Annotated in this window: 13 protein-coding genes and 1 pseudogene; 8 read left to right on the forward strand and 6 right to left on the reverse strand. The window is 64.5% G+C overall.

All coding sequences use genetic code 11. The features are described from left to right. Positions 1 to 68 precede the first annotated feature (68 nt). From FSB78_RS02255 to FSB78_RS02280, 6 genes are all read left to right on the forward strand, one after another. Positions 69 to 1,364 carry an Hsp70 family protein gene (locus FSB78_RS02255; protein ID WP_147079622.1) on the forward strand — a complete coding sequence of 432 codons (1,296 nt, stop codon included), beginning with the start codon at positions 69 to 71 and terminating at the stop codon, positions 1,362 to 1,364. Beyond that, entirely contained in the window at positions 1,364 to 2,029 is a 666-nt protein-coding gene (locus tag FSB78_RS02260) for a spermidine synthase family protein (RefSeq protein WP_147083960.1), read from the forward strand. Before FSB78_RS02255 ends, FSB78_RS02260 begins: the two co-directional genes overlap by 1 nt. 87 nt (positions 2,030 to 2,116) lie before the next feature. After that, complete coding sequence (locus tag FSB78_RS02265; RefSeq protein ID WP_147079624.1) at positions 2,117 to 3,457, forward strand: dicarboxylate/amino acid:cation symporter; 1,341 nt, start codon at positions 2,117 to 2,119, stop codon at positions 3,455 to 3,457. Between the two features lie 49 nt (positions 3,458 to 3,506). After that, complete coding sequence (locus FSB78_RS02270; RefSeq protein ID WP_147079626.1) at positions 3,507 to 5,045, forward strand: alginate export family protein; 1,539 nt, start codon at positions 3,507 to 3,509, stop codon at positions 5,043 to 5,045. 196 nt (positions 5,046 to 5,241) lie between these two features. Further along, a complete protein-coding gene (locus FSB78_RS02275) occupies positions 5,242 to 6,450 on the forward strand; it encodes an acyl-CoA dehydrogenase family protein (RefSeq protein WP_147079628.1) in 1,209 nt (402 codons plus the stop codon). 3 nt (positions 6,451 to 6,453) lie between these two features. Next, the gene (locus FSB78_RS02280; RefSeq protein ID WP_147079630.1) at positions 6,454 to 7,530 is read left to right on the forward strand and encodes an acyl-CoA dehydrogenase family protein; all 1,077 of its coding nucleotides are present in this window, start codon (positions 6,454 to 6,456) and stop codon (positions 7,528 to 7,530) included. Between the two features lie 96 nt (positions 7,531 to 7,626). On the opposite strand, the gene yihA is transcribed toward FSB78_RS02280, so the two are convergent. The 6 genes from yihA to FSB78_RS02310 all read right to left on the reverse strand — a co-directional run bounded on the left by yihA (position 7,627) and on the right by FSB78_RS02310 (position 11,179). Then, entirely contained in the window at positions 7,627 to 8,286 is a 660-nt protein-coding gene (gene yihA / locus FSB78_RS02285) for a ribosome biogenesis GTP-binding protein YihA/YsxC (RefSeq protein WP_147079632.1), read from the reverse strand. Continuing rightward, positions 8,283 to 9,986, reverse strand: a complete 1,704-nt coding sequence (gene yidC, locus FSB78_RS02290) for a membrane protein insertase YidC (protein WP_147079634.1) — start codon at positions 9,984 to 9,986, stop codon at positions 8,283 to 8,285. Before yidC ends, yihA begins: the two co-directional genes overlap by 4 nt. A 27-nt stretch (positions 9,987 to 10,013) precedes the next feature. Next, positions 10,014 to 10,226, reverse strand: coding sequence for a membrane protein insertion efficiency factor YidD (yidD, locus tag FSB78_RS02295; RefSeq protein ID WP_147079636.1), 213 nt, complete (start codon positions 10,224 to 10,226; stop codon positions 10,014 to 10,016). 130 nt (positions 10,227 to 10,356) lie between these two features. After that, the gene (gene rnpA / locus FSB78_RS02300) at positions 10,357 to 10,677 is read right to left on the reverse strand and encodes a ribonuclease P protein component (RefSeq protein WP_147083961.1); all 321 of its coding nucleotides are present in this window, start codon (positions 10,675 to 10,677) and stop codon (positions 10,357 to 10,359) included. Between the two features lie 2 nt (positions 10,678 to 10,679). Beyond that, the gene (gene rpmH / locus FSB78_RS02305; RefSeq protein WP_031393806.1) at positions 10,680 to 10,814 is read right to left on the reverse strand and encodes a 50S ribosomal protein L34; all 135 of its coding nucleotides are present in this window, start codon (positions 10,812 to 10,814) and stop codon (positions 10,680 to 10,682) included. 86 nt (positions 10,815 to 10,900) lie between these two features. Continuing rightward, complete coding sequence (locus FSB78_RS02310) at positions 10,901 to 11,179, reverse strand: hypothetical protein (RefSeq protein ID WP_147079638.1); 279 nt, start codon at positions 11,177 to 11,179, stop codon at positions 10,901 to 10,903. Positions 11,180 to 11,366: 187 nt separating this feature from the next. Here FSB78_RS02310 and FSB78_RS02315 point away from each other — a divergent pair. Next, a pseudogene (locus FSB78_RS02315) lies at positions 11,367 to 12,239 on the forward strand (YifB family Mg chelatase-like AAA ATPase); the annotation flags it as partial. A 125-nt stretch (positions 12,240 to 12,364) separates the two neighbouring features. Beyond that, positions 12,365 to 13,507, forward strand: a complete 1,143-nt coding sequence (locus FSB78_RS02320; protein ID WP_147079641.1) for a TniQ family protein — start codon at positions 12,365 to 12,367, stop codon at positions 13,505 to 13,507. Positions 13,508 to 13,643 lie beyond the last annotated feature (136 nt).

The following is a 13,643-nucleotide window of genomic DNA, read 5'->3' on the forward strand; positions in this document are numbered from 1 at the left end:
CGCCGAACGCGGGTTGATCTTCGCCGTGCATCGCAGGCATAGGCGCGCTTCATCAGGAGACCGACGTCATGCAGACCGCCGCCGGTCCCGCGCTGGGCGTGGATTTCGGCACGACGAACACCGTCGTTGCCTTGGGTCAAGCGAATGGCTTGCCCGAACTCGTGCCCTTCGCCGCGCCTACCGAGGACAGTCCGGTGTTCCGCTCCGCGCTGTGCTTCTGGCATGACGACGTACCGGGCGGTCTGGCGTCCGATGCAGGCCCTTGGGCGATCGCCGAGTATCTCGAATTCCCCCAGGACAGCCGCTTCCTGCAATCGTTCAAGTCGGTCGCGGCCAGCGCGGCGTTCGAACAGGCCTCGGTCTTCGACAAGCGGTTCCGGTTCGAGGATCTCGGGCGGCTGTTCCTCGACCGCCTCGTCGCACATGCCGGCGGCCGGCTCGACACGCGCCCCGCGCGCATCGTCGTCGGCCGGCCCGTCGAATATGCCGGCAGCCGTCCCGACGAAGCGCTTGCCCGCACCCGCTACGACGCGATGTTCAAGGGCTTCGGCGTCGACATCCATTATGTCTACGAACCGCTCGGCGCGGCCTATAGTTATGCGACCCGGCTGACCGAGCCCGCGACGATCCTGGTCGCCGATTTCGGCGGCGGCACCAGCGACTTCTCGGTCGTGCGCGTCGCCGAACCGGGGGCGGCGCAACGCTGCACGCCGCTCGGCCATGCCGGCATCGGGATCGCGGGCGACCGGTTCGACTACCGTCTCGTCGACCGTCTCGTCCTGCCGATGCTCGGCAAGGGCGGCAGCTACCGTTCGTTCGACAAGGAACTCGAGATACCGCGCGGCTATTTCGCCGATTTCGCGGACTGGTCGCGGCTCGCACTGATGCGCAACCGGCGCACGCTCGAGGAACTCGACCGCCTGCGCCGCACCGCCACCGACCCCGCCGCGATCGCGCGGATGATCGCGGTGATCGAGAACGAGCTCGGCTATCCGCTCTACGACGCGGTCGGCCGGCTCAAGCGGGCGCTGTCGACCGACGAGTCCGCGCATTTCCATTTCGCCGGCGCCGGGCTCGAGATCGAGGCGGATGTCACCCGCGCGCAGTTCGAGGACTGGATCACCGACGACATCGCCCGGATCGAGGCGACCGTCGACCGCGCCTTGTCCGCCGCGAACGTCGGGCAGGGGGGTATCGACCGTGTGTTCCTCACCGGCGGGTCGTCGCTGATCCCCCGCGTCCGCCGGATCTTCACCGACCGGTTCGGCGAGGCGGCGATCATGAGCGGCGGCGAACTCACCTCGATCGCGCACGGCCTCGCGCTGATCGGCGAGCAGGACGATATCGCCGCGTGGTCGGCCTGATGGTCCCACGCATCCTCCTCGATACCGCCCAGGTCCCCGATGGCGGCGAGTTGCGCCTGCTGCAACGCGGGGCAGAGTTCTCGATCATGCTCGGCGCCAACGAGCTGATGAACAGCCGGCTCAGCGGCTCGGAAGAGGCACTGGCCGAGCTCGCCTGCGACCGGCTCGGCGCACGGCGGGGCCTGCGGATCCTGATCGGCGGCCTGGGCATGGGCTTCACGCTCCGCGCGGCGCTGGCCCGGCTGCCGGCCGATGCCGACGTCGTGGTCGCCGAACTCGTCCCGGCGGTAATCGCCTGGGCGCACGGGCCGATGGCGGCAATCCACGGCAACAGCCTTGCCGATCCGCGCACCCACATCGTCGAAGCCGATGTCGCGGAGTCGATCGCCCAGGGCGACTGGGACGCGATCCTGCTCGATGTCGACAACGGTCCCGACGGCCTGACGCGTACCGGCAACGACCGGCTCTACGGCGCGCGGGGGCTCGCGATCGCGAAGCAGGCCCTCCGGCCGGGTGGCATCCTCGCCGTCTGGTCGTCTGCCCCCAGCAAACCGTTCGTTCGAAGGCTTTCGGAAGCAGGTTTCGCCGTCGACGAGGTCGCAGCCCGGGCCAATCGAGGCGGTGGCGCGCGCCACGTGATCTGGTTCGCGACCGTACCCGAATGACGACCGGCCTTGCCGCAGGATAGTCACACAGGTTAGTGGCCCTCCGAGCGGCCCCGTCGGACAGTCGCGATCTCAGGAGATGATGCAGTGAACCCTTCGGAGACCTATGCGGTCGCAGAGACCCCCCGACGCAAGAAATGGACGGGCCAGCTTTATCTCCAGGTACTCGTGGCGATCGTGCTCGGCGCGGCGCTCGGGCATTTCTACCCGACCTATGGCGCGGCGCTGAAACCGCTCGGCGACGCGTTCATCAAGCTCGTGAAGATGATCATCGCGCCGGTGATCTTCCTGACGCTCGTCACCGGCATCGCGGGCATGAAGGAACTCGGCTCGGTCGGCCGCGTCGCCGGCAAGGCGTTCGCCTATTTCCTGTTCTTCTCGACGCTCGCGCTGATCGTCGGGTTGATCGTCGCCAACGTCATCCAGCCGGGTGCCGGCATGAACGTCGACGTCGCCTCGCTCGATGCCGCCTCGATCTCGGAATATTCGCACAAGGCGCATGAGACGACGATCACCGGTTTCCTGATGTCGATCATCCCGAACACGCTGGTCGGCGCGTTCACCGATGGCAACATCCTCCAGATCCTCCTCGTCGCGATCCTGTTCGGCATCGCGATCAGCCTGGTCGGCGCGCCCGCGAAGCCCGTGCTCGACTTCCTCGAACGCCTCAGCATCGTCGTGTTCCGCCTCGTCGGCATCCTGATGCGCGCAGCCCCGCTCGGCGCGTTCGGCGCGATCGCGTTCACGATCGGCAAATACGGCATCGGCAGCCTCGCCAACCTCGGCGCACTGGTCGCGACCTTCTACTTCACGTCGGCGCTGTTCGTCCTCGTCGTGCTCGGCACCGTCGGCAAGCTCACCGGCTTCTCGATCCTCAAGCTGATCCGCTATCTGAAGGCGGAGCTTCTGCTGGTCCTCGGCACCTCGTCGTCCGAGGCGGCACTTCCCAACCTGATCCAGAAGATGGAAGCCGCTGGTTGCGAGAAGTCGGTCGTCGGCCTGGTCGTCCCGACCGGCTATTCGTTCAACCTCGACGGCACCAACATCTACATGACGCTGGCGGCGCTGTTCATCGCGCAGGCGACCAACACCGACCTGACGCTCGGGCAGGAAGTGCTGCTGCTGCTCGTCGCGATGATCTCGTCCAAGGGCGCGGCGGGCGTCACCGGCGCAGGCTTCATCACGCTGGCGGCGACGCTGTCGATCGTGCCGACGATCCCGATCGCGGGCATGGCGCTGATCCTCGGCGTCGATCGCTTCATGAGCGAGTGCCGCAGCCTGACCAACTTCATCGGCAATGCCGTCGCCACGATCGTCGTGGCGAAATGGGAGAATGCGCTCGACCGCGACAAGCTGAACGCTGCCCTGAACGGTGAGCTGCCCGAGCTGGCGCCGGCGGCAACGACTGCGTCCGCGACCACTTATTGACGCCGGAAACGGCGCGCCTGTTCCTGCTTATCTGTACCGGATTACCATTATGACCTCGACGACGATCGGCCGCGTGCGGCATGCGGCGGGATTCTCCGCGGCCATACTCTCGATCCTGGCGACATCGACGACTGCCGGGGCGCAGGCTGCGCCGTCCGCCTCGTCTCGGAACTCGATCGGGGCCAAGGAAGCGTCGAGCACCGCCGATGCATCGCCGATCGCGGAAAGCTACCCCGATGCGGGGGTCGGTGACGGCGTGACGACGGGCGGCTACAACCAGTCGCGCTGGGCGGAGGACTGGTCGAAGCTGCGCGACCCCAAGAAGCGCAAGGATCTCGTCGACCAGCTCAAGTTCATTCCGATCGCGGGTGACGGCGACGTGTACCTGACGCTGTCGGGAGAGGCGCGGTTGCGCGTCAACCAGACCACCAACCCCAACCTGCGCGAATCGGAGGCGCAGCGACAGGATATCCTGCGTCTGTTCGGCGGTGCCGACCTTCACGTCGGGGAACATGTCCGCCTGTACGGCGAACTCGCGCACGGCACGCTGGAGGGCGTCAACCTGGGAACCGCGCTGCCGAACCTGCGCAACAAGCTCGCGGTGCAGCAGGCGTTCGTCGACGTCACCGGGACGGTCGCGGATGTCGATCTGGGCGTTCGCTATGGCCGCCAGACCTTCGCCGACGGGCCGAACCTGATGGTCGTGCCGCGCGACAACAACACGCTGTATTTCGGATTCAACGGCGTCCGCGCCTGGGCGCGCACCGCCGGCGTCCGCGCCGACGTGTTCGACTTCAAGCCGACCGCATACGGCACTGGCGGGACCCAAGACGACGATGCCGAGAATGCGCGGCGCTTCTCGGGTATCTCGACCGGGATCGTCGTTCCCGAATCGCTGTTCGGCGGATCGAAGCTGTTCGCTGACCCCTTCCTCTGGCGCCTCCGCAACCGCGCGGCAGTGTGGGGCACCGACACCGCCCGCGAAGTGCGCAACTTCTACGGCCTCCATTTCTGGGGCGATGCAGGGCCGGTCAATCTCGACTGGACGATCAACTATCAGGGCGGACGTTACGACAACCGTTCGATCAAGGCGTGGCTGGTGCTGCTGGCGCAGACGTACAAGGTCGGCAAGGGCAAGAACGCCCCGCGGGTCGGCTTTCACGCGGACTATGCGAGCGGTGGCGGCGCCTATGGAACGGGCACGCTGCGCACCGCGCTCGCGCCGTTCGGCAACAACATCTATTACAGCTACCAGCTGTTCGCCACGCCGACCAACCTGATCGCGCTCGCGCCGAACGTGACGTTCAGCGTGTTCGACAAGCTGCGGCTGACGGCGGAGTATCAGCGGTCGTGGCGCGATACGCAGAGCGATGCGGTGTACCGCGCCAACGGAACCGCCTTTGCAGGTACGCAGAATGTCGCAGGTCGGCGGATCGCCGATACGTTGCGATTCCAGGCGGTGTACCCGTTCACCTCGCGGCTGTCGTTCACGGGGCGATACGAACATCTGATCGCGGGCCCTGCGTTGACGAACGCAGGCTACAAGAACTCCGACTTCCTAGCGGGGTGGCTCAGCTACCGCTTCTGATCTGATGCGGGGGCGTCCTTCCGTTCCACGCCTCCCTGACGAGAGTCAGGAACCAGGGTAACGCCGTCGCGCTCCTTGGCTCTGGATCCTGACCTTCGTCAGGATGACGCCAGGGACGATGGCAATCCACCATACCGGCCTTTCAATTCCTGCTCCATCTGTGGCAAAGCGGCGCCTTCATCAGGAGTCGCCGTCCATGGATCTGTCGTTCACGCCCGAAGAGGAAGCCTTTCGCGAGGAGGTCCGCGACTTCTTCCGCGAGAAACTGCCGCCGCGCCTCGCTGCTCAGGTTCGCGAGGGGCGCCGCCCGCGCAAGGCGGACATGGAGGAATGGCACGCGATCCTGAACGAACGCGGCTGGCTCGCCAACCATTGGCCCGAACAATGGGGCGGCCCCGGCTGGAGCGTCATCCAGCGCTTCATCTTCGACAATGAATCCGCTCTCGCGCACGCTCCGCGTGTCGTGCCGTTCGGCGTCAACATGCTCGGCCCGGTGCTGATCAAGTACGGCTCCGAGGCGCAGAAGCGGCACTGGCTGCCGCGCATCCTCGACGGCTCCGACTGGTGGTGCCAGGGCTATTCCGAACCCGGTGCCGGGTCCGACCTCGCGGGCCTCAAGACCACCGCCGTCCGCCAGGCGCGGGAGGGGGGCGACGTCTATGTCGTCAACGGCCAGAAGACCTGGACCACACTCGGCCAGTTCGCCGACATGATCTTCTGCCTCGTCCGTACCGAATCTTCGGCAAAGAAGCAGGAGGGGATCAGTTTCCTGCTCGTCGACATGAAGAGCCCGGGCGTCGAAGTCCGCCCGATCACGCTGCTCGACGGCGAGGCTGAGGTGAACGAGGTGTTCTTCACCGACGTCGAGGTGCCCGTCGCCAATCTGGTCGGTGAAGAGAATCAGGGCTGGACCTACGCCAAATATCTGCTGACCTACGAGCGGACCAACATCGCGGGGGTCGGCTTCTCTGTCGCCGCGTTCGAGGCGCTCAAGGCGGTCGCGAGCGAGCAGAAGAAGAACGGCCGTGCGCTCGCCGATGACCCGCTGTTCGCGGCGCGCATGGCGCGGGTCGAGATCGACCTCGCCAACATGCAAACCACCAACCTGCGCGTGCTCGCCGCGGTCGCCGGCGGCGGCGTGCCGGGCGCCGAAAGCTCGATGCTCAAGATCAAGGGGACGGAGATCCGCCAGGAGATCACGTCGCTCAACCGCCGCGCCTTCGGCGCTTATGCCGCGCCTTATGTGCCCGAGGCGCTGGAGGCTGGCTGGAACGGCGAACCGATCGGTCCCGACGATGCCGGCACCGCGGCGCCGAGCTATTTCAACAATCGCAAACTGTCGATCTTCGGCGGGTCGAACGAGATCCAGAAGAACATCATCTCCAAAGCCATCCTGGGTCTCTGAACCATGAACTTCGAGCATAATGACGACCGCCGCATGCTGGCCGACACGCTCACGCGGGCGCTGCGCGACGGCTACCCCATCGAGACGCGCAACGCCGCCGCCTATGGCGAAACCGGCTACGATCCCGCGGTATGGCAACAGCTGAGCGAGCTCGGCATCGCCGCTGCGCTGTTCGACGAAGCCGCCGGCGGTTTCGGCGGCACCGGGTTCGACGTCATGGTGGTCTTCGAGGCACTTGGCCGCGCCCTAGTGGTCGAGCCCTTCCTTGGTACGCTGATGGCTGGCCGTGCGCTTGCCGCCGCGGGCGGGCATGACGAGGCGCTCGCCGGGATCGTTTCGGGTGAGACTTTCGCGACCTTCGCACATGACGATGCCGCCACGCCGGTCACCGTGACGAAGACGGCGGAAGGCTGGGTCCTGAACGGTACCAAGGCCGTCGTCCGACAGGCGGGCGCCGCGTCGCTGATCGTCGTCAGCGTGGACGACGGCGCGCAGGTGTTCGCAGTCCCCGCGGATACCCCCGGCGTCTCGGTCCGCAGCTACACTCTCGTCGATGGCGGCGCGGCAGGGGAGGTGACCTTTGCCGACGTCGTGCTCGGCGCCGATGCGCGTCTCGGCGGCGACGGCGATGGCCAGCGCATCCACGAGGCCGCGATCGGCGCGGGGCTGCTCGCACTGTCGGCCGAGGCAGTGGGCGCGATGGAATATGTGAAGGAGGCGACGCTCGGCTATCTGCGCGACCGGAAACAGTTCGGTGTGCCGATCGGCAAGTTCCAGGCGCTGCAGCACCGGATGGCGACCGTGCTGCTCGAGATCGAGCAGGCGCGCTCCGCGGTCATCAACGCCGCCGCGGCGTTCGACGGCGACGATGCCAGGGCGCGCGAGCGTGCACTGTCGGCGGCGAAATACACGATCGGGCGGACCGGCGCGCTGGTCGCCGAGGAATCGGTCCAGATGCACGGCGGCATCGGCATGACCTGGGAATATGCGGTGTCGCATTACGCCAAGCGGCTGGTGATGATCGACCACCAGCTCGGCGACGAGGATTACCACCTGCAGCGCTACATCGCGCTGGGGTGACCCCCGTCATGCTGAACTCGTTTCAGTATCCACCGTGCCACGAACGATCGCGCCTCTGGGGCGGTGGACCCTGAAACACGTTCAGGGTGACGGTTGTCAGCCGATCGCCTCGACCACCGCCGCGCGCAGCTCCGGGATCCCCATCCCGTATTCCGACGACGTCACCAGGATGTCCGGATGCGCCGCAGCGCGCTTGCGCGCCTCGATCGCGGTGCGCTCGGTCACCTCTTCGAGTTCGCTCGCCTTGATCTTGTCCGCCTTGGTCAGCACCATCCGGTAGCTGACCGCCGCCTTGTCGAGCATCTCGAGGATCTCGCGGTCGACGTCCTTGATCCCGTGCCGCGCGTCGATCAGCACCAGCGCGCGTTTCAACTCCTGCCGCCCGCGCAAGAAGTCGTTTACCAGAAACCGCCACTTCTTGACGATATCCTTGGGCGCCTTTGCAAAGCCATAGCCCGGCATGTCGACCAGCCGGAACGCCAGAGGCGCGCCGACGTCGAAGAAGTTGAGCTCCTGCGTGCGCCCCGGCGTGTTCGACGTGCGTGCCAGGCTGTTGCGCCCGGTCAGCGCGTTGAGCAGCGACGACTTGCCGACGTTCGAGCGTCCCGCGAACGCCACCTCGGGCACGCTCGCGGTCGGCAGGAACTCCAGCGTCGGCGCCGACTTCAGGAACTGGATCGGCCCTGCGAACAGCTTCCGCGCCGCTTCCAGCGTCTCCGTATCGAACGGCGGCTCTACCGGGGGGAGGTTGCTCACTTCTCCACCGGCGTCTGCAACGCGGGATGCCGCGAATAAAGCAGCTTCTGCTGGAGGATCGTCAGGATGTTCGATGTGATCCAGTAGATCAGCAGGCCGACCGCGAACGACGACATCACGAACATCAGTACCCAGGGCAGGAACGCGAAGACCTGCTTCTGCGTGTCGTCCATCGGCGTCGGGTTCAGCTTGAACTGATAGTACATCGAGATGCCGTACAGGATCGGCACCACGCCGATCGCGATCGCGTGCGGCGGCGTGAAGGCGAGCACCCCGAACACGTTGAGCGGGGTCAGCGGGTCGGGCGCGGACAGGTCGTGGATCCAGCCATAGAAGGGCTGGTGACGCATTTCGATCGTCAGCATCAGCACCTTGTACAGCGCATAGAAGATCGGAATCTGCAGCAGCGTCGGCAGGCAGCCTGCGAGCGGGTTGACGCCCTCGGCCTTGTACAGCGCCATCGTTTCCTGTTGCAGCCGGACCTTATCGTCCTTGTACCGCGCCTGCAGCGCCTTCGCCTTGGGCTGCACCGCGCGCATCGCCGCCATCGACGCGAACTGGCGCTGCGCGATCGGGAACATGATCCCGCGGATCGTGACCGTCAGCAGGATGATCGCCACGCCGAAATTGCCGACCAGCCGGAACAACCAGTCGAGATAATAGAAGATCGGCTTCTCGACGACGCGGAACCACCCCCAGTCGATCGCATAGTCGAGCTGGCTGACGCCTTCCCTGTCGGTGTAGCGGTCAAGCAGGCGGACTTCCTTCGCGCCTGCGAAGAAGCGCGACGTCTGCGTGACGGCCGCACCCGGCGCGATGATCTTGGGCTGGAGCGCGTAATCGGCCTGGTAGGCCTTGTTGGCGCCCGCACGGAACTGGCCGTCGAACGTCTCGTTCCGGTCGGGGACCAGCGCGGTCAGCCAGTATTTGTCGGTGAAACCCAGCCAGCCATTCTTCGTCGTGAACCGCTGCGGGGCCTCGTCGACGTCCTTGTAGTCGGGGCGGTAATGCGCGCCGCCATTGTCGACCGACATCGGGCCGACATGGATCGTCATCGACGACGGGTCCTTGGAAATTCCGACGCGGTTGACCAGGCCATAGGTTGCGACCGGCACCGGCGCGGTCCCGGCGTTGAGCACGGTCTGGCGGACGGTGAACATGAAGTCGTTGTCGACCGCGAGCACGATGCGGAAGCGCTGCCCGGTCGCGTTGGCGGCGTCGAGCGTCACTGGCGTGGTCGGGGTCAGCGCATTGCTGCTCGCTTTCCAGACCACGTCGGCGCCCGGCGGGGTCAGGCCGTCGGCGCGCCAGCCGAAGCTCGCGAAATAGGCGTCGGGGCTGCCGGCCGGCGACAACAGGCGGATCGGCGGCGCGTTCTTCGCGACCGACTCGTCATACTGCTTGAGCACGAGATCGTCGATCCGCGCGCCCTTCAGGTTGATCGAGCCCGACAGGCGCGGCGTCTCGATGCGGATGCGCGGGGTCTCGGCCAGTACGACCTGGCGATTGCGGATCGCCGCCGCGCCGTCCGCGGCGGGGTCTGCGCTCGGGTTGGCGATCGCCTTCGACTTGCCGTCGACGATCTTCGTCGCCGGCGGGTTGGCGGTCGGGAAGAACTTGCCCTGGATCAGCGGCCACCCGAACAGGATGAGCGCCGCGATCACCGCGAACAGCACGAAATTCTGCTTGTCGTCTTTCACAGGGCTGCGTCTTTCAGAGTTTTCGACTCAGGGAACCGGATCGGGTCCGTACCCGCCCCAAGGATGACAACGCGCGATGCGCTTCGCCGCCAGCCAGCCCCCTTTGACCGCGCCATAGCGGTTGAGGGCGGTGATTGCATAGGCGGAACACGATGGCGTGTAGCGGCACGAAGAGGGCAGGACGATCGACGGGCCCAATTGCCAGCCGCGTGCGACGAGGATGAGCAGGCGGGCAATCATCTCTCCGTCACCCCGGACTTGGTCCGGGGGCCACGTATCCGCGCGCTCCACGGACAAGTATCCGCCGATGAGTGCGCCGCGGCGTGGATGCCGGACCAAGTCCGGCATGACGAAGAGAAGGGCGACAAGGTCACCGCGCCACCTTGCCCAGCGCCTTGCCGAACTCGCTCAGCAACAGCGCATAGTCGCGTTCGATGCCGCCGTTGCGCCCGATCAGCACATGATCGGCACCCGCGACGCCGCGTTCCGGCAACAGCTCACGCACCAACGCCCGCAACCGCCGTTTCATGCGGTTCCGGACGACGGCGTTGCCGATCTTCTTGGTGACGGTGAAGCCGATTCGCATCGTCGCATCACCGTCATCGCGCGGGCGCATCAGCAGGACGAATCCCGGCATCGGCGCGCGCTTGCCTGCATTCGCCGCGAGGAAATCGCGGCGTTTGCTGAGTATGGTTAGGCCGACAGCTTCTTGCGACCGCGTGCGCGGCGGGCGTGGATCACTGCCCGACCGCCGACCGTCGCCATCCGTGCACGGAAGCCGTGACGACGGGCGCGGACCAGGTTGCTCGGCTGAAAGGTGCGCTTCATCGGTCATTCCTAATTCGTCAAACAGAAAAGGGCCGCCACGCGGACGGCCTTGATGAGGCGGCGCTTAGGCAAAACAGGCGCGCAAGTCAATCGACCGCTGCCCTGCGATCGACCGTCGGCGCGGCCTTTGCACGCGCGTGGCGCCGAAGGGCACTGGGCCGTCGCATGACCCGGTCGACCAGGTGCCCGGTCCGCGGCCAGCGCCGTTTAAGCCGCGCCCATTTCAACTTGGCGCGCTGCGAATTGCGCAGGATCAGGATCATTCCGCCCGCGAACAGGAAGACCCCGCCCGGGCCCGGCAACGGTCCCATGATGCCCGCGCCGACGATCAACACCCCGCCGAGCGAGAGCTGGGCGATGCGCATCGCTGGGTGCCGGGCCGGATGCCGGGCGGGGGGTCGGGCAGGATGACGGGCGGGCTTCACGACGGGCATGTAGGTCCAGTGTATTATCGCGGCAAGTCACTCGCCGTAGGCAAGCACGCAAATTGGGGTATGAATGTGACGCGCCCGCGCTTCGCGGAAGCGATGCGCGACGGGGCGGGGGAAATGCGTGGCGGCGATCGTGTCGACGGTGGCGTATCTGGGGCTGGAAGCGCGCGCCGTCGAAGTGCAGGTGCAGCTGATCCCGGGGTTGCCCGCGTTCAACGTCGTCGGGCTCGGCGACAAGGCGGTCGGTGAAAGTCGCGAGCGCGTACGCGGCGCGATCGCCGGCATGGGGCTCGCGCTGCCGCCGAAACGCATCGCGGTGAACCTGTCGCCGGCCGACCTGCCCAAAGAAGGGTCGCATTTCGACCTTCCCATCGCGCTCGCGCTACTCGGCGCGATGGGCGTGGTCGATGTCGAGACGCTCGCCGATTATGTCGTCGTCGGCGAACTCGGCCTCGACGCGCGGATCACCGCATCGCCGGGTGTGCTGCTCGCGGCGCTTCACGCGTCGGAGGTCGGCAAGGGGCTGGTGTGCCCCGCATCGCAGGGCGCGGAAGCGGCCTGGGCGGGGTCGATCGAAGTGATCGCCGCGCCCGACCTGCTCGGGCTCATCAACCATTTCAAGGGCCATGGACTGCTGAGACCCCCGACGCCGGGGGAAGCGGACGAACTGGTTCACGGCCCCGACCTGCGCCAGGTCAAGGGGCAGGAGACCGCCAAGCGCGCGCTGGAGATCGCAGCAGCGGGCGGGCACAACCTGTTGATGTGCGGCCCGCCGGGTTCGGGCAAGTCGCTGATGGCGTCATGCCTGCCCGGCATATTGCCACCGCTCGACCCCGCGGAGGCGCTGGAGGTGTCGATGGTCCAGTCGGTCGCGGGCACTCTCACCGGTGGTCGCCTGACGCGAACCCGCCCGTTCCGTGCGCCGCACCATTCCGCCTCGATGGCGGCGTTGACCGGCGGCGGTGTGAACGTCTTGGGTCTCGTTGCACTAGCTTGAGTGCTGCTGCACAGGGCGGGGCTTCCTTGCACTAGCAGCGAGAGAAAGACATTATGCCCGGGTGCTCATATCACGTCCCTTGAACTCGCTGAGAAGGTTGCCCGGGCAGATCAGTCACTTCTTTGCCCCATTCGTCTAGGCCATGGCCCATACGGGTTGAGCCAGCGTCGGGTGAGGCGCTTTCATCGTGGCTTACTCGCATCGGGAACTTGCACGATGTTAGTTTCGAGCAGCTGGTTCAAGAATACTTCGGATACAGCGGGAGTTGGTCCGAAATTAATTTTACGAGCGATCTAAATCTTTTGCAGAATATCTGCAGATTAAGTCGCGTAGAGTTTAATAAAGTTCGTTCGATGACGTTTGATGGCGTTGTTCCATATGCATTTGGCGATAATGCAGGAGGTTTTGAGGATTACGTTCTAAGTCAGACAGTTTTATTGAAAAGCTGGAACGATCGGCCAAGACTGACACGAAATTCCCTTAAGTGGCGGCCTTGGGGTTTTGGAGATCGAGTTCGGGCCTGTCCTCGATGCGTAGGCGAGGATTGCACTATCGCCCTGCGTTTGGACTGGCTGGTTCCAGTTTCACTATCATGTGCCACGCATCAGTGCTTCCTTCAGGAATGCGTATTTTTACCTGGTCAGTATGTATTGTGGAATCAAACCTTTACAGGCAAGCCGACGCTCGAAATGGTTGAGTTAGATCGTATTTCGGGCAACGCTTTTCGCGAGGGGATAATACCCGATCAATTCATTACACCTACACGATGGTTCAGGACGCTCAGAACGTTAGTCGAAGAGCTAATCGCGCCGGGTTATGTCCATAAAGAAAAACGAAAGTTAATTGCTGAGCTTTGGCACGAATATGGAGACAGAATACTGCGTTTAACGGGAGGATCGTTTGAGCTATTACAGTGGATAGATCAGAGAGAGGTGTTGAAGGTGGCTTCTGTTGGAATAGCTCACCTAATTAATACATCATACCAAGAGGTTTTAGGGGTAGAATGGCCAATTAGATCCGCGGAAGTCAAAAAAGCAGCCCACTACCTAAAAGATGCCTTGGCAACACGAGTATGGAAAAATACTTTAGCAGATGGTGGCTATGACAGGGCGAAACGAGATTCCTCTTACGCTTCGCTACTAGGGAACATTTTATACTGGCATCGCGACTCGCAAATGGAGCGCGCATGGATGATCGAAATCTATTTGCAATCGAAAGGGGTTTCAAGTTTCTCAGCTAACGATATTAGAATGTATAAAGGATAGATTAAATTTGCCCATTTAGGGGTCATTTGAAGCCTCCGTTTGGTATTCTTAAAGCATTTTAAAAGAATGTGTCTCATGACAATGGGCTTAAAGCCTTCGCTTTAAGAAGCGTGTGGACCGCAAGTGCTGACGTCTG

Origin of the sequence: Sphingomonas ginsenosidivorax, assembly GCF_007995065.1 — a bacterium.
In the GTDB taxonomy this organism is placed as follows: domain Bacteria; phylum Pseudomonadota; class Alphaproteobacteria; order Sphingomonadales; family Sphingomonadaceae; genus Sphingomonas; species Sphingomonas ginsenosidivorax.